Origin of the sequence: Arthrobacter sp. UYCu712 (assembly GCF_040547005.1) — a bacterium.
GTDB lineage: Bacteria > Actinomycetota > Actinomycetes > Actinomycetales > Micrococcaceae > Arthrobacter.
In genome coordinates, this window is the sequence record NZ_JBEPOZ010000012.1 from 78,175 (window position 1) to 96,425 (window position 18,251).

An 18,251-nucleotide genomic window follows, 5' to 3' on the forward strand; every position below is an offset into this window, starting at 1 on the left:
TTGCCTCGATGCCTTCCTGGGTAGCCACTGTCCGTCCTGCTTCGTCCGGCTGGAGGGGTTCGAGTGTCTCCAGCTGGGAGTTGAGCCTGGTCATGATGCTGCGCAGAGCCGAGGACGAGGTCCGGCTGGATAGGGAGCTCGCATCCCTGGCCAAAAACCAGCTCACGGCGCCTGCAGTTCCGCGGAGAGCCCTACAGAGCCAAAAATGCCCTGATGAAATAGGCACACCGCCGCAATGGCAGGAAATCTAGCCACGTGGCCTGTTCTTACCGCCGAACTGGCCGACTCAAAGTTGACGAAACACAACCGGCGGTAACCCCAGCCTCGCCGGCTTGTCCTTAGCGATCAGCTCCGCGGGTCGGGCACCGGTCCGCCGACCAGCCGGGCGTTGGCGATGGGCAGCCATTGGTCGAGTTGGGCATTAAAATCGGCTGGGGAGGTGAAGGTTCGGCCGGGCAGGAAGGAGGTCTCCAGGAACTGGTTGGCCCCCTCCACCACGCCCTTGGACTCCGGATCGTAGGGTTTGATCTGCACGATTCTGGTGGCCAGGACCCCGGCGAATGCCGCGACGCCGGCCGCGTAGCTGTTCCGCCTCCCGATGCCGTTTCGTTGTCCCAGATCGGTCTCCGCGGGACCGTGCCGAGGGACCGGATCAGTTCCCACATCCCGGCCAGCAGGTCCCCGGTCATCCGGGACGGGATCATCAGGGCCATGATGAACCGTGAATGCGAAGACCCCATCACCAACACTGGCAGGAGCCGGGGCTTGCCGGTCCCGACGGGTATCCGCACCTCGGGAAACCACAGGTCGCCTGCGCCAGATCCACGGGTTCGTAACTGGCCGGTCCGCGGCCTCTACACTGCCAAACTGCCCGTTCGGTATAACGGAGGATCTTGACCGATTGGACGGCCGGGCCTTGCGTTAGCTGGAACACATCCGCCTGGCTAGGCCGAATCGGCATCGACCCATCCCTTGCAGGCAGGCTGCTGCTGGCGCAGCATCGAACACGAGTCATTGACGATGGTCGGTACAGTACAGCTTTTGTTGTGCTTAGGCCCAGGGATTAGTCCCGTCGCGCAGCCATTGGAGGGTTCCGAGCCAGAATGTGCCACGGAAGCGGCTGTGGAAGAGGGCAAAATGTCCGATTTCGGGGCTGTTGAGGTCGTGGGGCTTTAGCTGCACAACGATGGCGGGGCTGTTCGGGTAGTACTTCAGTCCCCGCATGATGGCGTTCTCGGATGCGAACGGATCGTCCGTTGCAGAAACGGCAAGGGTCGCGGCTGTGAAGGAAGCCTGATGCTCCTTTACCACCTTCCGCATAGGGCCTGCCCCGGCGGGGAAGTCTTTAGGGCTTCTCGCCCAGTTCAGGGCAACGCCTTTAGGCAGATCTTCGAGCCATCCGAGACTCTTGCCGGGGAAGTAGCCGTGCCAAAGCGTTATGGCTGGCATCAGGATGTGCCAACGCCACCAAAAGTGCAGCCGGTGTCCGGGCCGGTAGTCCCTCCAGTGGGCGTGTTGAGCGCCGACGGTTAGAAGTCGTTTTACCTGTTGGCCGTGTTTTGCCAGACCGACGCCGAATCCGCCAAAGCTGTGGCCGACAACGTGAAGGTCTTGGCTGACGTTGTCAATGGCCCAATGAAGAACTGCGTCAATGTCCTTCAGTCCCCAGTCGTACCAGCTGGCTTGGAGGTTCTTGATGTTCGCTTCCCTGGACTGCCCGATCCCGCGGTAATCGAAGGTGATGGCGGTAAAACCGTTCTCCGCGAGGAAAGAGGCGTAGCGGTGGTAATACGAGGCTAAAACTCCGGTGGCACCAACGACGACGACCGCGCGGCCGGGCAATTGCCCGTGGAGGGAGCAAGGTTCCCAGATGTGTCCTCGGAGTTCGTAGCCGTCTTCGCAGCGAACTGTCAGGGGTCTACCGGTCATAGCTGTGGGTCCTTCCAGTCTTCCTTAGCACGCCGTCGTTCGGAGTCACTGCAAGCCGACGTGTGGGTAGACATCTAAATTCCTCCTGAGAACTGCCGGTGATCGAGGTGCTCCGTCCGGACGAGCTGTTTAACCGGTCGACGAAAAACGTCCTGGAGACCGCTCTGGATGCGGAAATGGAAGAACACCCCCGGCCACCGCTACTCCGACCGCGACGATAGCGTCACGATTGTCTGCATGGTCGTCAGAATCTTGAATTTGAACGTGCCGATGTGTCCGGCATTCACAGGTCCAGCGAGGGGGGAGGCTGGACGGGCGATATGGCGAACCACCAACTATATGGACGATCGTACAGTATAATTATTGTTAAGTGCACAAAGAGATGAGGTCAGCATGGATGGCAGAACGGCCAGGGGCCTGAAATCGAGAAAAATTGTGATGGATGAGGCGGTGAACATGGCCTCAGTCGAAGGGCTCGAGGGTCTTTCGATCGGGGGCCTGGCCTCCCGGGCAGGGCTTAGTAAGAGCGGGGTGGCTGTGCTGTTCGGTTCGAAGGAGCAGCTTCAAATCGCGACGGTCGAGGCGGCGCGGGAAGTTTTCATCGCCGCGGTCGTGGCGCCCTCCCTTAGGACCGCACCCGGTCTGGCAAGACTTCGGGTCCTTCTGGACGGCTGGCTTTCCTACAGCCGTGACCGGGTCTTTACCGGCGGTTGCTTCTTCGCGGCCGCCGGCACGGAGTTGGATTCCAAATCCGGCCCGGTGAGGGAAGCGGTTGTGAAGGCGCTTCTGGAATGGCATTCCTTGCTGGGCTCCCAGATCCAGACCGCAGCCGACACCGGAGAACTCCATGGCGTCGACGTGAACCAACTGGTGTTCGAGACGACGGCATTCCTGGAGGCGGCCAATGCGCGTTCGCTCCTCACCGGCTCGGCCGAGCCGTACACCGCGGCGAAACGCGCGCTGGCCCGGATCTACGGGCAATGGTAATCAACACCTCCAGCCGGCTTCCGCCTGCGGATGGCCGGCGGCGTGCCCGCTGGGCTGGAAAAAGGTTTGAGAGTCTTCTACGCCCGTCAAGGGACTCGGCGGCCTTCGCCGCACCCCGTACTGTCGGCACAGCCCTCGTCCCAACCGCCGGCCCGGCGATGGCTGTTTGGTTGGGCTCCTCTACACGGCCATGGCCTACGCCGTGGCGACTGCAACTGGAACTGACCTGCTCATCGTCGCCGCCGCGCGTCTCATCCGAGGTTCTTGTGTCCCATGAGGACTGGTTGGACGGACCTATCGTGCCCGGGGTCGGGTGAGGCTTGTCAAGGCACTTGATCCGCAGCGCTGCAGCCCTCGCACCCGCTCTGGGAGAGCATCTTGTCTGTGTCTTGGTGAACCCGTCCGGATACCGCACCGAATGGGAGCCGGAGCCCACGAACAGTTCTTTCCTTTGACAGTCACGGCAGCCATTCGATGAGGCGGTAGGGATCCTCCGCATGCTGGCGTGCCAGCATGCGGAGGTCATAGAGAAACAAAGTTAGCGCCTCCCGTTTCCCCTGAGTTTCCTCACTTTCCAATGCGAACCAAGTCACTGAACCCGTTCAGCCCTTGCCGCAAGCCAATGAATATCAAAGGATAAGCAATGCCGCTAGTTAGAATCGACTTACGGGAGGGCAGGAGCCCCGAATACCGCGCAGAGATCGGCGATATCGTATACGGCGCTCTCGTTGATGTCGTGGGAGTAGCTGCCAACGACCGGTTCCAGGTCATACAGGAACACAAGTCCCACGCGCTTGTTGCAGACCCCAATTATCTGGATATCAGCCGCTCCGATGACGTGGTCTTCATCCACATAACTCTCAACCAAGGCCGATCCGTGAAACAGAAACAGAGCTTGTACCGGACTATAGCCAACCGTTTGCACACCCGCCTTGACATGCGCCGTGAAGACGTATTCATAGGCCTTATCGAAGTGGCCAAGGAGAATTGGTCCTTCGGGAACGGTGAGGCCCAGTACGTTCGGTGATCACACGCTCAGCAGTGTCGTCGGGTGGCAGGAATTGGCGTCAGTTTCCAGGTTGAAGAGTCCACTTGGACGCTGGAAATCCTAAAGCCCGTTGCCGTGCCCACGAGCCGGCATCCTGCCAACACGGCTCGCCCAGGCGGCTACGAGGCCCGGCTAAACGCTGAACTGCCACCCGGCACGACAAGGGAAAGCTGGGCCGCGTCCTCCGCAGGCTTCGACCTCGTATGCGTCGGCTGCGGCCAGCTCGTAGGGGGTTAGAGCCAGCAGCCCGCCGGATACCGTGTCACCTTCGCGCCGGACGAGGCCGAGGTGAACGTTCTTGCCACTCTTGGCAATCACATCCAGGTCGCTGATGACGACATCTGTGGTTCCGTGCCCGATTAAGGAGTCCTTGACCATGTTGACCCGGGTACCGAACAGCGACTGCTGCACCTTCTCATCCAAGAAGGTGCCGAACGAGAAGACCAGCTCGGTCGGGGCAGAGGTTGTAGTGGGTTCCTGGTGGGCCAGGCGGTGCTCCCTGGGCAGAATTTTCGTCACTCGGATGCGCCGTCAACGAACGGACGTCCTCTGGGAGCGGCCCATCGGACGGCCTCACTGAATGCCGGGCGAAAAGTTATCCTCGTCATCCGCTCCATCGAAGTTCAGCCATGACTAACGAGTCACGGACTTGAGTATGGCGCTGATAACGTCGGGAAATCGCATTTGGACTTCCGCGGTCCTTGGCCAATTAAGCCGGCTGTTGCCTGGACCGGGTTCCTGGCGGATGAGACCAGATTCCCGGAGCACTTTGAAGTGTGCTGAAAGCGTGGATTTGGAAAGTTCGGTTTCGAAGGTTCCACAGGTCTTGCCGGGTTCGGTGTTGATGTCGGCAAGCAACCGAAGCCGAGTTGGATCGGCGCAGGCGTGCAGGATTGTGGACAGGTCCAGGTCATCTACCCGGGGGTGAAACAGGGGTTTCATGCAGGCCTTTCGTTCGTCTCACCATCATGTACAGTGTTCGTGTATTCGTCAATTCACGAACACTTGGAGTCGCCATGACCCGCACCCATTCACTCGCCGCCGTAGGCGGCCTGGCAACCGCCCTGACCTGGGGAGGCATGTTCACCATCGCCAAAACCGCATTTCCCCATCTGGGACCGTTCCAGCTGACGGCCGCCAGGTTCATCCTGGCAACGATCGTCTTCATGGTCATACTCGCCCTCAAAGAGGGGCCCCGGGCACTCATCCCCGGCCGGAGGGCCGGCAGCCTGTGGCTGGTGGGAACCATCGGCTTCGCAGGATTCAACATGCTCATGTACGCAGGCCTGGCCTACTCGGCGCCGCAGACCATTTCCTTGGTCATGGCGACCTTGCCGATGGTCACGCTGTTCATCATGTGGGCCCGCACCAGGAAACGCCCCGCCGGCCTGGTCTTCCTCTTCTCCGCCATCGCACTCGTCGGTGTCACCCTGGTTCTGGGGAACGGCAACCCGGCCGCAGTCCTCCACGGTAGTCTCGGCCTGGGCGTTCCGCTGACCTTTGCCGGCGTGATCGCATGGGTCATCTATACGACCAGCCGCGGCTCTTTTTGTGAGTTGAGCCTGCTTCGGTTCACCACGCACACCTGCCTGCTGGGAACGGGTTCCATCCTCGTCCTCACCACCTTAATGACGTGGAACGAGCCGCCCATATCGGGCGGGGACGTCGGCGCCGTCCTGTGGCAGATCGTCTACATGGCACTTCCGGCCACGGTACTCGCCGTACTCACCTGGAATTATGCCGTCGCCACGTTAGGGGCATCCAATGGTGTGCTGTTCATCAACCTTGTCCCCATCACGGCCTTCACCATCGAAGCCATCCGCGGACACCAGCCCACGGGCGGCGAAATCGCAGGAGTGGCCCTCACGCTCGCTGCGCTTCTGGCCGTAAACCTGGTCACGCGCCGCCAGGCGAAAGCCACCCCACGGATCGAGGTCGCCCAGGCCCGAAGCGATGCACCCCGGGAATACAAAGCCTCCGCCAGCTAGCCGCGAAACTTCGACAGTTAAAAGTTGATGTTCCAGCCGGAGCTGGGCAGTGAGCGACTGGGAGGATTCAGATGATGATTGACTTCGGTGAACGGGCTGAGCTTGCTGGGCGCCAGCTTGAGCACGGAGTATGCCGCCAGCTCGCCGCTTGTCCGCTTGCGTGCCACCGCACAAGCGAAACGCTGCCCGCTCGCCTTATTGTCGGTCGAAGTTGGAGTGGATTTTAAAGCCGCAAGTTCGCCGCGTGCGTTCGGTGCTGGCGGTCAGCATCCCCACACGGAAGAAGACGAAGCCAGTTCCATGCCGCTGACACCTTGCTCTTTTCTTTCGCGGGCAAGCTCGCCCGGCAGTGAGTAGCGCGGCGCGGCGGCGGCCGAACGGGCGGCGTGAGTGACGATCGAGTCAGTGAGCGACTTGACCATGTCCAGCCGCGGGTACTCTGCGTGGATGCGTTGCTCCTGTGACATGACGACGTCGGCCTTGTGGCCAAAGTCGATCCCGATCCCTTCCGTTGTCAGGTAGGCGAGAAGCCCTCGACGCTCGGCGATGCCCGGTGAACTGTGCAAGGCGATCGCTTCCCAGACCCGGTCAACGTCCCCCGCCGCCACACCATGCTGGGTCAAGACTTCGGCTGCCAGATCGGCGCCTTCCACCTCAAACCGCTGCTGGCCAGGTGCTTTGGTGCCGGTACCCAGATCGTGCATGACGCAGGCGGCGAAGAGAAGGTCCCGGTCATATGCCGCATCGTTCAGTGCGCCTTCGTGCCTCGCGAGGAGTTCCGCAAACAGGAAGCTCCGAATGCTGTGATTGGCTACCGAGGGACTCTCCGAAGCCTGTACTACAGCGAGTGCCGTGCGGGCGACCGGGGTGGCCGGCAGGTCGATTGAACTTGTCATGTCCCCACGCTAACGATTGGCCGTCCGTATTAAAATGGCAGAAATGACAGATATCAACTATATACTGCCATTCCTTTGGGGGCTTTTGCTGACCAGGTGAGGGGCGAGCTTCAGGTAAAGGACTCCTGCGAGCAGCTGGAGGAAGCCGTGCACGATGATGAAGCCCGGGATTGCCACGCCGGGGAGGAGAAATCCTGCTATAGCGTCGCGATCAGCACGGCGTCCAGAATTCCTGCAATTCTGCCGTGGACGGGGAGAAACGGGAGAAAGTGGATGCCGACGAGGGCGAAGAGTCCCAGCCAAAAGTGTCCTCGGACTATCGGCGAAGAGCACCGAGGACAGCCCCGCTCCGACGGCTGGCATCAGCTGTCCGAGATTGGACCAAAAACAGACCGAACTGCTCGAGATCATCCTATTCCTGGGCTGGTACCTCCACTCCTGAAGCCAGCAATCGAGGGCGAACAAGCGCATGACTGTTGCCGACCTGCAAGCGGCGATGCGGCACTGTCGATTCACGTATGGAAAACCAGAGTCGGTGGTGGATGAGCTGTTTGAAGCCGCCACGGATAGCATGTGCGCTCTCACGAGCAAGACGGCGAGCCAAGATCATCAGGGCGGCGGCGTCCCTGGCGGTGGCACCGATGTTATCGCCGGGTTCCAGAGCCGCCAGCGCCCACTCCCGGCCGAAACCTCGGGACGTTCCGGTGGTAAACCACGTCTTTGTCGCTCATGCGATGCCTCCTGGTTCCGGCAGGTCGGCTGCTCGGTGGATGAACTGAAATGGCTCGCCCGGATTCTCGGCCAGACACCGTGTTCGTAGCCGGCAACATCCACTCCGGCTGGGCCTGCGGCATCCCCGCGGATCCCGCCAACTACCCGGCAACCGGTAATTCCGTGGCCGAGGAACTGGTCCGCACTTCTGTCACGAGCGACAATCTCGCCGACATCCTGAACGTTCCGCCCCTACCCGGATCCGTGGGCGTCGAAGACGCTTTCACAGCGGCCAACCCGCATGTGAAGGTACCTGGGCTTCGATTCGCACGGCTATTCCGTTCTCGACGTAACACTCGATGAAACCCAGGTTCAGCGGTTGCATTGCCGATTCCAGGGCGCACCGCCCGTGACAATGGCAACCTTGTTTTCCCGCCGTCGCGTCCCTTTCTCCGGAGAGATGTGTCAAGTGTTCGAGATCTGCCAGAAAAGGCGCGCCACTGCGACCTTGGTAATTCCTGCAGGCTCAACATATCAATGGCGGTGGACACGCCACCATGACCATGTTGGATTTTGAGGCTCGGTTCCGCAGGCCGGATCGAAGGAGCACTCATTCTCAATATTTGAGATTAGGATGACCCATTGTGGAGTCCGTCGCCTACCGTTCAATGTAGCTTGCATCACGTTATCAAGCTCAGGTTTGGGACGCGGGTCCCACTTTTGCACAGGAGATGCTATGTCGTCAGACAGCACCACGCCATTAGGACAAGGCACTGAAAACCCCGGTGCTGAGCCCGGGCGCCAAGTGCACCGTCTCAAGGCCAACGCGATTGGCCTTGTCGGTGTCCTCTTCCTCTCGGTGGCCACGGCCGCCCCCATTACCGCCATGGTCGGCAACGTCCCCATCGCTATCGGGTTCGGCAACGGCGCCGGGGCCCCTGCGGGCTACCTCGTTGCAACCATCGTTCTTGGCCTCTTCGCCATCGGCTACGCGTCCATGGCCAAGCACATCACATCCACGGGCGCGTTCTACGGGTTCGTCTCACAGGGGCTGGGGCGGATCCCCGGGCTAGTCGGCGGATTTCTCACGTCCCTGGCGTACATCGTTTTTGAGGCAGCCTTGGTCGGAATCTTCGGCTACTTTGGCCAATCACTGGTATTGGACCTGTTCCACGTCGATGTGAGCTGGGTGTTCTTCTCCGTCGGCATGCTGGTCGTCAACGCGATCCTGACCTACTACGACCTCAGCCTGGCGACTAAGATTCTGGGCGTGTTCCTCGTCGCCGAGATCTTCATGCTGGCCCTGCTCGCTGTGAGCGTCGTGATTCATGGCGGAGGGCCGGAAGGCTGGTCCTGGGAATCACTGAATCCGCTCAGTGCCTTCAACAACGTGGCCGGGTCCTTCACCAACCCGATGACCGGCACGACCGTTACGGCCGTCGGAACAGCGGGTATCGGACTGTTCTTCGCGTTCTGGTCCTGGGTCGGGTTCGAATCCACCGCCATGTACGGCGAGGAATCCAAGAACCCGAAGAAGATCATCCCTATCGCCATCATGACCTCGGTCCTAGGTATCGGCATCTTCTACGTTCTCGTTTCCTGGCTCGCCATCGTCGGTACCGGCCCCACCAACGCCATCGCACTGGCCCAGGACAGCGCCACGGCGCCATGGGTATTCTTCGGGCCGGTGGAGCAGAACATCGGTCACTGGGCCGTGGTCATGTTCCAGATACTGCTGCTCTCCGGTTCCTTCGCCTGCGGCATGGCCTTTCATAATTGCGCCGCCCGATACATTTACGCCATCGGCCGCGAAGGACACCTTCCTGGGTTGGCTGAAACCATCGGGCGCACCCATCCGCGCCACGGTTCCCCGCATATTGCCGGTTTCGTCCAGAGCGGCCTCGCCACCGCCATCGTCCTGTTCTTCTTCGCCACGGGCAGGGACCCCTACACGGGCCTGTACACGCTGATGGCGATTCTGGGCACCGGTGCGATCCTCATCGTCCAGGCGATGGCGGCCTTTGCCGTCATCGGTTACTTCCACGGACGCAAGGAACATCCCGAGACCGCCCACTGGTTCAAAACGTTCCTGGCCCCTGGCCTTGGCGGCGTGGGCATGCTGTATGTGTGCTATCTGCTGTTGGAGAACGCGGCGTTTGCCGCCGGAACCGCGGTGGGGGATCCCGTCTTTATTGCCATTCCCTACGTCATCGGCGCTTTTGTCCTCGCGGGACTGGTTCTTGGGTTCTGGTTGCGGGCCAAGAAGCCTGCAACCTATGCCCAGGTCGGCCGCGTCACGCTCGAGGAGACCGATGAGATTTTGCCACCCGTGTACTCCGAACACCCCCTACTACTGGAAAAGAAATAGGACATGTCCACACACCTATCCGAAAGTGACACCGTGAACGCCGTGAATGCCGTCGACCACCCATTGGGCAACCTCACCGTCCAGGAGATGGAATCCCTGCGCGCCATCATCGCCGATGCTGGCCTGCTCAAGGATTCGACGCGGTTCGTCCACGCCGGACTCGAAGAGCCCCACAAGGACGAGGTCCTGGCTTTCCAACCCGGCGATGCGGTCCGGCGCTGGGCCCGCGTTATCCTCATCAACCTGGCCGACGGCACGTCCCAGGATGTCGTCGTCGACATCAGCGGATCGGCCGTCGTCTCGGTCAACGACATCGCCCCGGAGGACGGCCAGGTCGCCATCTTGGACGAGGAATTTGAGCTCATCGGCCCGATCATCCAGGCCGATCCCGGATTCCAGGAGGCCATCAAGCGCCGCGGCATTGATCCGGCCAAGGTCATCTCCATCCCGCTCTCGGCCGGCCACTACGGCTTTGAGGACGAAATCAACCACCGCATCGCCCGGTCCCTGTTCTTCATGCAAGACCACCCGAAGGACGCCTGCTGGGCCCACCCGGTCGACGGCCTCTGCGCCTACGTGGACATGACCGAAGGCCGGGTCGTCAAGCTTGTTGACTTCATGGACCTGCCCGTCCCGGCCGAGGCGGGCAACTACGACGACCCGGACTTCCGCGGACCCGAGCGCACCAGCCTGAAGCCATTGGAGATCATCCAGCCCGAGGGCCCCTCCTACCAGGTCGACGGCGAGGTCGTCACTTGGGAAAACTGGAAGTTCCGCATCGGCTTTGACGCCCGCGAGGGACTGATCCTCCGCCAGCTCTCCTTCAAGGACCAGGAGAAGGAACGCCCGATCATCTACCGCGCCTCGATCGCGGAAATGGTCGTGCCCTACGCCGATCCCAGCCCGGTCAGGTTCTGGCAGAACTACTTTGACACCGGGGAATACATGTTTGCCCGCTACACGAACAGCCTCGAGCTCGGCTGCGACTGTGTTGGGGAGATCAAGTACTTCGACGGCGTCATCATGGACGAGCAGGGCCGCCCGAAGACCATCAAGAACGCCATCTGCATGCACGAGGAGGACTATGGAATCCTCTGGAAGCACTCGGACTTCGTGACCGGGTCCAACGAGACGCGCCGCCAACGCCGTCTGGTGATCTCTTTCTTCACCACCGTGGGCAACTACGACTACGGCTTCTTCTGGTACCTCTACCTCGACGGCACCATCGAGTGCGAGTCGAAGCTGACCGGCATCCTGTTCACCTCCTCCTACCGGGGCAAGGACTACCCCTACGCCAACGAGGTGGCCCCGGGCCTGGGTGCCCCTTACCATCAGCACCTGTTCTCGGCACGGTTGGACATGATGGTGGACGGCACCAAAAACACGGTCCAGGAAGTGGAAGTCAAGCGCGTGCCGGCCGGCCCCGGAAACGAGCATGGCAACGCCTTCACGAATGCCGTCACCACCATTACGAGCGAATCCGAGGGCGGCCGTATGGCCGACGCCAGTGTCGGCCGGACCTGGCACATCACGAACCCGGGCAGCCTCAACCGCTTTGGCGAGCCGGTGTCCTACGTGCTGTTCCCCGAGCAGAACCCGACGTTGCTCGCCGACGAGGCGGCATCGGTGACCACGCGGGCCGGATTCACCACCAAGCAGCTGTGGGTCACACAGTACGATCCTGCCGAGCGCTACTCGGCCGGCGACTTCCCGAACCAGCACAGCGGCGGCGGCGGCATCCCGGAGTTCCAGAAGGCGAACCGATCCCTGGAAAATGAGGATGTTGTCCTGTGGCACACCTTTGGGCCGACCCATTTCCCGCGGCCGGAGGACTGGCCGGTCATGCCGGTGGACTACGCCAAGTTCACCCTGAAACCGCACGGTTTCTTTGACCGCAACCCAACCCTGGATGTGCCGGCCTCCGCGTCGCACTGCAAGACTGAACCCGCTGCCGACGACGATGGGCATTCATGTCACTGATGACAGCAGCTGCGGCCATACTCTCCATCGCAGGTATGGCCGCAGCCGTCGTTCGACGTGGCTGTTCCTGGATCCTGGCCACCACGGCGGTGGTAATCGGCGCGATCATGATGGCAGTGCTGGTACTGCCGGGTTTTTCGAACGTCGCGGCCGCGGCCCTGACGGTCGCGCTTTTGGTCCCCGTGGTGGGGGCATTTCTCTGGGCCAGGGTGAAAACCCGGCGTCCCCTGACCGGGTGGCAGAAATCGGCCGCCGGGTTGGCGGTCGTCGACATTGGGTTCATGGCGCTGGCCCTGTTTTTGATGCCGGTCCATGGGACCGGCCAACCGCAGGCCTCCGCTGCACCGATGGCAGGAATGTCCGGCCACATGGCGCATATGACCACGGGCACAGGATTGATGAGTGTGATGGTTCTGTTGGGCTGGATGGTGTGCGCGGCCGTCGTGGCGGTACCGGCCATCCGCCGGCGCACACGCGGAATGTCTCCCCACGCAGTATGCTCGGGCTGCATGATCCTGGCGATGGGCATCATGGCATTGTGACACCAGCCCCATGCTTGAAACCTCGGGACGCGCATAATTAAGTTTGAAGAAAGCTATGGGAAAAGTGGTGGATTGTGACACTGCGATCGTTGACCGAACGTCCGGAGGAACTTGATGAAAAATCATCGCCCCTGGAAAAGACGTTTGCCGTACTCGAGTTCGTGGCCGAGCGCGGCGGTGCCACCGCAAAAGAAGTGTCCGATGCCCTGGGCTACCCCATGCCCAGTGTCTACCGTCTCGCGAAGGCACTCGTCCAGACCGGGTATCTGGTCCATCTGAAGGACAAGGGTCGCTTTGAGCTCGGCTACAAACCGCACCAGTTGGCCGTATCCCTGCACCGCCAGATCGGCGTCCCGTCCCCAGTCAAGGCGGTCATTGCGGACCTTCACCACCGAGTCTCCATGGCGGCCTACTTCGCGGTGTATCGGGGCGCCGACGTCGTGGTCGCCTACATCGTTGATTCCCCCGAGCACCCGCGGTTGACCCCGCTGAGCTTCGGTTTCCATGAGGCGGCCCACGCCACAGCCTTTGGCAAAATCATGCTGGCCGGAATGAACGACCTGCAGCGGGACCAGTATCTGGCCGTCCACGGAACCAGGCCCCTGCAGGAGGCCACGATCACGGATCCGCAGGAGCTTAGGGCGCATCTGGACACGGTGATGCTCGATGGCATCGCGTGGGAACACGAGGAATTCGTGCCCGAAAAAACGTGCGCGGCGGTCGGCGTGCACAACGGGGCGGGAATGGTGGTCGGTTCCGTGGCGGTCAGCACCGACACTCACCTCATGAAAGGGCGCGAGCACCAGGTTGAGCTTGCACTGAGGGAGACCGCCAATATGGTCAGCAAATACTTCCGTATGGGCTCGGCCCGCTGACCACCGGGTAGCTGGTCTGGAAAGTCCCGGCCGCGGGAAAAGCCACCAACAATGTTGTTGGCGGCTTTTCACATGCATGCGAACGCCAAAACGGCGGGGAGGCCGGATGGCCACCCCGCCGTTCGTCGTACTACTTGGCTTCCCACCAGGGGGTGATGACCGCGCGCGCCAGGGTGTGGCCGGAGAGGTTGAAGCCAAGGAACGCCGGGGTTGCATTCTCGGGGAGGTCAAGCCTTTCGACGTCGAGAGCGTGGACCGCGATGAAGTAATTGTGCTTGCCACTGCCCGCGGGCGGAGCGGCGCCCAGGTAGCGCTTCAGGCTGGCGTCATTGTTGAGCTGAAGGGCGCCCTCGGGCAGGGAGGAAGCCTCGCCGTCCCCCGCTCCGGTGGAAAGCTCCGTCACGGACGCGGGAATGTTGGCCACGGCCCAGTGCCAGAATCCGCTGCCCGTGGGTGCGGTGGGGTCGTAGACCGTCACGGCGAAGCTCTTGGTCCCCGCCGGGAAGCCCTCCCAGGACAGCTGCGGGGAGGTGTCCGTGCCGCCGGCACCGAAGATGCCGCTGACCTGGGGTGTGGGAAGGGTTTCGCCGTCCTTGACATCGGTGCTGTTGACGCTGAAGCCGGGTACGGTGGCGATCAGATCGTAGGGTGTGGTTGACATGTGTAGCTCCTTGGGAAGTTATTGGCTGGTGGGGTTTAGGGGATGAGAATGCCGCGGCCGCGGATGCGCCCGTTTTCAAGGTCCGCGATGGCATCCAGAGCGGAGTCCAAGGAGTATTCGGCCGTGTGCAGGGTCATGCGCCCTTGGGCGGTGAGGGTCATCAGCTCGACCAGGTCGCTGTAGGTTCCGACGAGGTTTCCGATGATGTTGATTTCGCGGGAGATGATGTCAATGGTCGGGACGTTGACCGCGCCGCCGTAGCCGATGACGTAGTGCGAGCCCCGGTTGCGCAGCAGCTTGGGGGCCAGCAGTTCTGCGCCGCCTTCCCCGACGAAGTCGAAGAGCACGTGGGCCCCGCCGCCGGTGACATCAAGCACCTGTTTGGTGACAGCGCCGTCGTCGGTGGCCAGTACCGTATGGTGGGCGCCGAGCTTGGACGCCAGCTCCAGGGCCTCCTCGGACCGGTCCACGACCGTGATTTCCGCCGAGGTGATGGCAGCAAGGCTTTGGACCCCGATGTGGCCGAGCCCGCCGGCGCCGATGACCACGGCATGAGTGCCCGGATGCAAAAGCTCAGAGGCCTTGCGGACGGCGTGGTAGGCCGTGAGGCCGGCGTCCGCGAGAGCTGCCACGTGGCGAGGTTCCAGCCCGGCGTCGAGCTTGACCACTGCCCGGGCATTGGTGAGGAGCTGGTTGGCCATGCCGCCGTCGACACTGACGCCGGGGAAGGTGGCGTCTTCGCAATGCGAGTCCTGTCCGATCCGGCATGCCGGGCAGAGGCCGCAGCTCGTCAGCGGGTGCATAATCACGGCGTCACCCGGTGCGACGTTTTGGACGGCGCTGCCCACCGCCCTTACCCAGCCGGCGTTTTCGTGGCCTAGGGTGTAGGGAAGGTGCGGGTTCTGGATGCCGGACCATTGGCCTTCAATGATGTGCAGGTCTGTACGGCACAGGCCTGCCGCACCAACGTCGACAATCACGTCCCACGGGCCGGTGATCTTCGGCTCGTCTACTTCGTCCAGCGTGGGGTGCTCCCCGTATGCATGGAGTCTCAGGGCTTTCACGTGGCTCCTCCTCAAAGTCATGCATCAGAGGGATCCCCGATGCGCCATTCCTAGACTCGCGGATCCTGGGCCTCCACCGGAATATTCGCTCTCGGATATTGAGAAAAGCAGCCATGGACTTTGCCTCACCGCGTGTCACGACCAGGGGCGGGACTTCTTTATCGGCGGTAGGACTCGTCGAAGGATTGTCGGCACAGCCCAGAGCTTCAGCCACTGGGGCCAGGAGGTCGAGAACTGGGGGAGTGGAGTCATGGGCCGGCTGGCCGAGAACCTGAGGGCGAAGTTCCCTAAAATGAGGGGACTTTCCCGGTCCCACCTGCGCGGGTTCGCTACTGCCTGGTCCGACTCAATTGTCCAACCGCTTGTTGGACAATTGCCGTGGGGCCACATCAAGCCTGGTTCCAGGGCATGAACCCGCATCTGGACGACGTCCCGCCGGTACGGCTGCTGCGGGAGATCAGCGGACTATTTTGATATAGCGGCCCTGAAAGGCGCCCGGCCGCGTCGCCTTACCCAAGGTGTTTGCGTTCGAATTCGAACTTAATTCGTGGCGGTCATCCCGATGTTTTGCGGGCTCATCCCAATGCAGCCGGGGCCGGTACATCTTCGCCCTCGACCGGCGAATGTAGCTGTTACTTCCGCGACGTCGGACACTTCCGGCGACGATACGGCCGAAGCCAGGGACGGCACAATCGCCAATTTCATGCAGGACAACAGGCTACATTGACGAACGTCGATATATCTGAGAAGCTTTCAATATTGATGTATATCGATATTGATAGCCCTTGGGCCTATTGAGAGGACAACTTCCGTGAACTATATTCCACCCGAGGAATGGCTGAAGCTGCAGCACCAAGAGCGTGAACATCTCGTCAGGCAGCTACGCGGCGACCGGGCTGCCACATCCGCCGCAGGCCGGGACATCCGGAATGGCCTGAGGGTTCTTAGGGCTGGGCGATTTCTAGCCCTCCGGGAATTCTGGCGCACCTCGTCAACAACCGAAAATCAGGCCTGCTGCTGACGCCCGCATCGGATTCGTCGCGGAAAGATCGCCGGCCACGTTGAGCTGAAGGCCTTTGTCCAGACGATGCTGGACCGGTGGTGGAGTCCTGCACTGATCTGCCGGCAACCCCGAAAGCCTTCCTAGACGCAAAGATCTGCACATCCTTCACGAGAATCGGCGGAGACTCCCACTGCCACAGGTTCGACCAGTGTCAGCCTTACCGGTTCCTTGTCGCTGTCGAACCGGTCGAGGGCGGTGCCTTTCCGTGGGCCAGGGGTGGCGCCCCGGGGAATGCGGCCACGGCGCCATTTCCGCGCAGCTGCAGTCTTCAACGGTGTGGACCTACCGACGATCCACAGCTCCCCGTCCAGGACCAGCCCGGCCACGACCTCCCGGGGTTCGGTGATCGGCCCGACGACTGCTCCGCAGATGATTTCCACGGTTTCGCGGTGCTTGAGTCTCAGCCAGGAACGGGCCCCTGGTGTGTAGGGCGGCTGGTCGTTGCCCTTGATGACCAGCCCCTCAATCCGGTGTGGGGCAGGTCCTCGAACCACTCGAACAGTAGGAAGGGCCACCTATCCCGGGGTGCGCGCGCCGAACATCGGCTCCTATCTCTGCGAGAGGAATCACCGAGTAGGTTTTCCTCCGGATCGGAATTTTCGCTCGACACGATCGGAAGCGCCAGTACAACATCGACAGACCGTTCCACTGCTTCTCGGGCGGTCCGATCTTGCCGGCCGGAGATCGAATCACTCGGCGACCTGCCAGCCGAGGTAGTGCATCTGCACCAGGCGTGGCTATCTTCCTTTCTTCGGCGTTGCGGAGCAGGCAGAAAACACGTTACTGTACGAACGTTCGCACATGTAGTAGGAGAGGTGTTTATGAGCGTGCCTAGCTGGACCGTTCCCGTAGCGATGCGGTTGTTGGACGCAGTAAGCCCTTACATCGCTGCCCGCCTAGCATCAGTGCTGTTTTGGCATCTTGGCAGGCCATCTTCCGTCCGAGCCGTAGACCGAGAGATCCACGAGTCCGCCGCCGTGGAGCAGGTGGTGTTCGGCCGCACGGCAGTGACGGTGTACACCTGGGGCACCGGTAACTCGGTTATTCTTCTTGTGCACGGTTGGCGGAGCCGGGCGTCCCGGTTCAGTCATCTTGTGAAGGCACTGATGAGCCGTGGTCACATGATCGTTTCGTTTGACGCTCCCGGCCACGGGGCGTCGGGGAAGGGGCCTTCCAACGTAGTCGAATGGGCAGGCATCATTCGGGAACTGGAAGCACGTTATGGTCATTTCGATGCGGTTGTCGGGCATTCATTCGGCGTTCTTGCCGCTTTCCACGCCGTGCGGATGGGGATCACCACGGGCCGGATGGTGACAATCGCCGGTGTGCATAGTCTTGAGCACCTCGTGACGTCCTTTACCCGAGTGATCCGGTTGCCGACGCGGGCCCGTGTGCGCTTCCGAGACCGGATCAATCAGCTGGTGCTTGTCGACAGCAGCTTCGAGTGGGGGCAGATTGTGTCCCAGCTTGATTCAGACAGCAGCTGGATGCCTCTTCTCGTGGTACACGATTCCTCAGATGCTGTAGTCGGCATCGATCAGGCTGGTCTCATTGCCGACGGCCACGCTGGTTCCGCTTCGGTATTGTACACCGAAGGACTCGGTCACAACCGCGTCCTGGCCGATCAACGCGTCGTGGATGCCGTCACCGAATTCGTTTCAACGCAAGTCGAGTCGCGCGTCCAAAACCTTGTACAACAGAAAATTGGAGTCTCGAACAGGCCGCCCCGGATCACATAGGAGCCCGGCGTCGACGGCGCGTACTTAGGCGGTGCTGTCCCATGTACCGATACCAGGAAGAAACCAAGGCTGTGAAAGTAGCACGTTGTTTAGTTGACGGGAGCGTATGGACGGCTATAGAGCTCGGTGCGATTCCTTCATCGACGAGGCGTGCGCTGCGTGCAGGACTTGTCTGCCTCGGTTGCGGAGCTACTGTGGAGCTCCAGCGAGGACACAATATCGGGCCTGCCAGGTTTTGTGCTGAACATGATCCGACCTGCCCTGCAGTGGCGTCTACGGCAAGCGTTTTCCGATTTCTGCAATAAGGATGCACTTCCACCATGCCCTCTTAGGGCCAGAAATACTTGACACAGTCACTCGGCCTAATCCGGCGAATACCAACGAAGCGATACGTGACAGC

20 protein-coding genes are annotated in these 18,251 nt (G+C 61.4%); 11 read left to right on the forward strand and 9 right to left on the reverse strand.

The annotated features are described in order from the left end of the window. Positions 1 to 345: 345 nt before the first annotated feature. Both ABIB51_RS13370 and ABIB51_RS13375 read right to left on the reverse strand, forming a co-directional pair. A complete protein-coding gene (locus tag ABIB51_RS13370; RefSeq protein ID WP_502916130.1) occupies positions 346 to 663 on the reverse strand; it encodes a hypothetical protein in 318 nt (105 codons plus the stop codon). Between the two features lie 387 nt (positions 664 to 1,050). Further along, entirely contained in the window at positions 1,051 to 1,929 is an 879-nt protein-coding gene (locus ABIB51_RS13375; protein ID WP_354188749.1) for an alpha/beta hydrolase family protein, read from the reverse strand. 393 nt (positions 1,930 to 2,322) lie between these two features. On the opposite strand from ABIB51_RS13375, the gene ABIB51_RS13380 reads away from it, so the two are divergent. Beyond that, positions 2,323 to 2,916 (forward strand): TetR/AcrR family transcriptional regulator, encoded by a 594-nt coding sequence (locus ABIB51_RS13380; RefSeq protein WP_502916131.1) that lies wholly within the window; start codon positions 2,323 to 2,325, stop codon positions 2,914 to 2,916. A gap of 643 nt (positions 2,917 to 3,559) precedes the next feature. Next, positions 3,560 to 3,943, forward strand: a complete 384-nt coding sequence (locus ABIB51_RS13385; RefSeq protein ID WP_354188751.1) for a tautomerase family protein — start codon at positions 3,560 to 3,562, stop codon at positions 3,941 to 3,943. Positions 3,944 to 4,096: 153 nt separating this feature from the next. Here ABIB51_RS13385 and ABIB51_RS13390 read toward each other — a convergent pair whose 3' ends face one another. Continuing rightward, positions 4,097 to 4,483 (reverse strand): gamma-glutamylcyclotransferase family protein, encoded by a 387-nt coding sequence (locus ABIB51_RS13390; RefSeq protein ID WP_354188753.1) that lies wholly within the window; start codon positions 4,481 to 4,483, stop codon positions 4,097 to 4,099. A gap of 114 nt (positions 4,484 to 4,597) precedes the next feature. Next, complete coding sequence (locus ABIB51_RS13395) at positions 4,598 to 4,906, reverse strand: ArsR/SmtB family transcription factor (protein WP_354188755.1); 309 nt, start codon at positions 4,904 to 4,906, stop codon at positions 4,598 to 4,600. A 74-nt stretch (positions 4,907 to 4,980) separates the two neighbouring features. Here ABIB51_RS13395 and ABIB51_RS13400 point away from each other — a divergent pair, with 74 nt between their 5' ends. Then, positions 4,981 to 5,952, forward strand: a complete 972-nt coding sequence (locus tag ABIB51_RS13400; RefSeq protein ID WP_354188757.1) for a DMT family transporter — start codon at positions 4,981 to 4,983, stop codon at positions 5,950 to 5,952. Between the two features lie 263 nt (positions 5,953 to 6,215). On the opposite strand, the gene ABIB51_RS13405 is transcribed toward ABIB51_RS13400, so the two are convergent. Together ABIB51_RS13405 and ABIB51_RS13410 are read right to left on the reverse strand one after the other, a co-directional pair. Beyond that, positions 6,216 to 6,848: an HD domain-containing protein gene (locus tag ABIB51_RS13405; protein ID WP_354188759.1), complete on the reverse strand. Its 633-nt coding sequence runs from the start codon at positions 6,846 to 6,848 to the stop codon at positions 6,216 to 6,218. 197 nt (positions 6,849 to 7,045) lie between these two features. Beyond that, entirely contained in the window at positions 7,046 to 7,168 is a 123-nt protein-coding gene (locus ABIB51_RS13410) for a DUF6609 family protein (protein ID WP_354188844.1), read from the reverse strand. Between the two features lie 149 nt (positions 7,169 to 7,317). On the opposite strand from ABIB51_RS13410, the gene ABIB51_RS13415 reads away from it, so the two are divergent. The 6 genes from ABIB51_RS13415 to ABIB51_RS13440 all read left to right on the forward strand — a co-directional run bounded on the left by ABIB51_RS13415 (position 7,318) and on the right by ABIB51_RS13440 (position 13,324). Continuing rightward, positions 7,318 to 7,668 carry a hypothetical protein gene (locus tag ABIB51_RS13415; protein WP_354188850.1) on the forward strand — a complete coding sequence of 117 codons (351 nt, stop codon included), beginning with the start codon at positions 7,318 to 7,320 and terminating at the stop codon, positions 7,666 to 7,668. Then, complete coding sequence (locus ABIB51_RS13420; protein ID WP_354188761.1) at positions 7,629 to 7,922, forward strand: alkaline phosphatase D family protein; 294 nt, start codon at positions 7,629 to 7,631, stop codon at positions 7,920 to 7,922. Before ABIB51_RS13415 ends, ABIB51_RS13420 begins: the two co-directional genes overlap by 40 nt. Before the next feature lie 373 nt (positions 7,923 to 8,295). Beyond that, a complete protein-coding gene (locus ABIB51_RS13425) occupies positions 8,296 to 9,927 on the forward strand; it encodes an APC family permease (protein ID WP_354188763.1) in 1,632 nt (543 codons plus the stop codon). Between the two features lie 3 nt (positions 9,928 to 9,930). Then, positions 9,931 to 11,907: a primary-amine oxidase gene (locus tag ABIB51_RS13430; RefSeq protein ID WP_354188765.1), complete on the forward strand. Its 1,977-nt coding sequence runs from the start codon at positions 9,931 to 9,933 to the stop codon at positions 11,905 to 11,907. Further along, a complete protein-coding gene (locus ABIB51_RS13435; RefSeq protein WP_354188767.1) occupies positions 11,907 to 12,449 on the forward strand; it encodes a hypothetical protein in 543 nt (180 codons plus the stop codon). Before ABIB51_RS13430 ends, ABIB51_RS13435 begins: the two co-directional genes overlap by 1 nt. Positions 12,450 to 12,538: 89 nt before the next feature. Continuing rightward, positions 12,539 to 13,324, forward strand: coding sequence for an IclR family transcriptional regulator (locus tag ABIB51_RS13440; protein WP_354188769.1), 786 nt, complete (start codon positions 12,539 to 12,541; stop codon positions 13,322 to 13,324). Positions 13,325 to 13,454: 130 nt separating this feature from the next. Here the strand turns inward: ABIB51_RS13440 and ABIB51_RS13445 are convergent, their stop codons facing one another. Together ABIB51_RS13445 and ABIB51_RS13450 are read right to left on the reverse strand one after the other, a co-directional pair. Next, the gene (locus ABIB51_RS13445) at positions 13,455 to 13,985 is read right to left on the reverse strand and encodes a YbhB/YbcL family Raf kinase inhibitor-like protein (RefSeq protein WP_354188771.1); all 531 of its coding nucleotides are present in this window, start codon (positions 13,983 to 13,985) and stop codon (positions 13,455 to 13,457) included. A 35-nt stretch (positions 13,986 to 14,020) separates the two neighbouring features. After that, a complete protein-coding gene (locus tag ABIB51_RS13450) occupies positions 14,021 to 15,049 on the reverse strand; it encodes an NAD(P)-dependent alcohol dehydrogenase (RefSeq protein ID WP_354188773.1) in 1,029 nt (342 codons plus the stop codon). A 250-nt stretch (positions 15,050 to 15,299) separates the two neighbouring features. Here ABIB51_RS13450 and ABIB51_RS13455 point away from each other — a divergent pair, with 250 nt between their 5' ends. Further along, complete coding sequence (locus ABIB51_RS13455) at positions 15,300 to 15,461, forward strand: DUF1016 N-terminal domain-containing protein (RefSeq protein ID WP_354188775.1); 162 nt, start codon at positions 15,300 to 15,302, stop codon at positions 15,459 to 15,461. Positions 15,462 to 16,192: 731 nt separating this feature from the next. Here ABIB51_RS13455 and ABIB51_RS13460 read toward each other — a convergent pair. Further along, positions 16,193 to 16,606 (reverse strand): hypothetical protein, encoded by a 414-nt coding sequence (locus ABIB51_RS13460; protein ID WP_354188777.1) that lies wholly within the window; start codon positions 16,604 to 16,606, stop codon positions 16,193 to 16,195. A gap of 483 nt (positions 16,607 to 17,089) precedes the next feature. Between ABIB51_RS13460 and ABIB51_RS13465 the strand changes: the two genes are divergently transcribed. Further along, positions 17,090 to 17,851 carry an alpha/beta fold hydrolase gene (locus ABIB51_RS13465; protein WP_354188779.1) on the forward strand — a complete coding sequence of 254 codons (762 nt, stop codon included), beginning with the start codon at positions 17,090 to 17,092 and terminating at the stop codon, positions 17,849 to 17,851. The last annotated feature ends 400 nt before the right edge of the window (positions 17,852 to 18,251 follow it).

Excerpts from the sequence above, each read along its gene's own strand:
- ABIB51_RS13375 (WP_354188749.1), bottom strand. The coding sequence starts at position 1,929 with ATGACCGGTAGACCCCTGACAGTTCGCTGCGAAGACGGCTACGAACTC.
- ABIB51_RS13380 (WP_502916131.1), top strand. The coding sequence starts at position 2,323 with ATGGATGGCAGAACGGCCAGGGGCCTGAAATCGAGAAAAATTGTGATG.
- ABIB51_RS13385 (WP_354188751.1), top strand. The coding sequence starts at position 3,560 with ATGCCGCTAGTTAGAATCGACTTACGGGAGGGCAGGAGCCCCGAATAC.
- ABIB51_RS13395 (WP_354188755.1), bottom strand. The coding sequence starts at position 4,906 with ATGAAACCCCTGTTTCACCCCCGGGTAGATGACCTGGACCTGTCCACA.
- ABIB51_RS13400 (WP_354188757.1), top strand. The coding sequence starts at position 4,981 with ATGACCCGCACCCATTCACTCGCCGCCGTAGGCGGCCTGGCAACCGCC.
- ABIB51_RS13405 (WP_354188759.1), bottom strand. The coding sequence starts at position 6,848 with ATGACAAGTTCAATCGACCTGCCGGCCACCCCGGTCGCCCGCACGGCA.
- ABIB51_RS13415 (WP_354188850.1), top strand. The coding sequence starts at position 7,318 with ATGACTGTTGCCGACCTGCAAGCGGCGATGCGGCACTGTCGATTCACG.
- ABIB51_RS13420 (WP_354188761.1), top strand. The coding sequence starts at position 7,629 with ATGGCTCGCCCGGATTCTCGGCCAGACACCGTGTTCGTAGCCGGCAAC.
- ABIB51_RS13425 (WP_354188763.1), top strand. The coding sequence starts at position 8,296 with ATGTCGTCAGACAGCACCACGCCATTAGGACAAGGCACTGAAAACCCC.
- ABIB51_RS13430 (WP_354188765.1), top strand. The coding sequence starts at position 9,931 with ATGTCCACACACCTATCCGAAAGTGACACCGTGAACGCCGTGAATGCC.
- ABIB51_RS13435 (WP_354188767.1), top strand. The coding sequence starts at position 11,907 with ATGACAGCAGCTGCGGCCATACTCTCCATCGCAGGTATGGCCGCAGCC.
- ABIB51_RS13445 (WP_354188771.1), bottom strand. The coding sequence starts at position 13,985 with ATGTCAACCACACCCTACGATCTGATCGCCACCGTACCCGGCTTCAGC.
- ABIB51_RS13455 (WP_354188775.1), top strand. The coding sequence starts at position 15,300 with ATGGGCCGGCTGGCCGAGAACCTGAGGGCGAAGTTCCCTAAAATGAGG.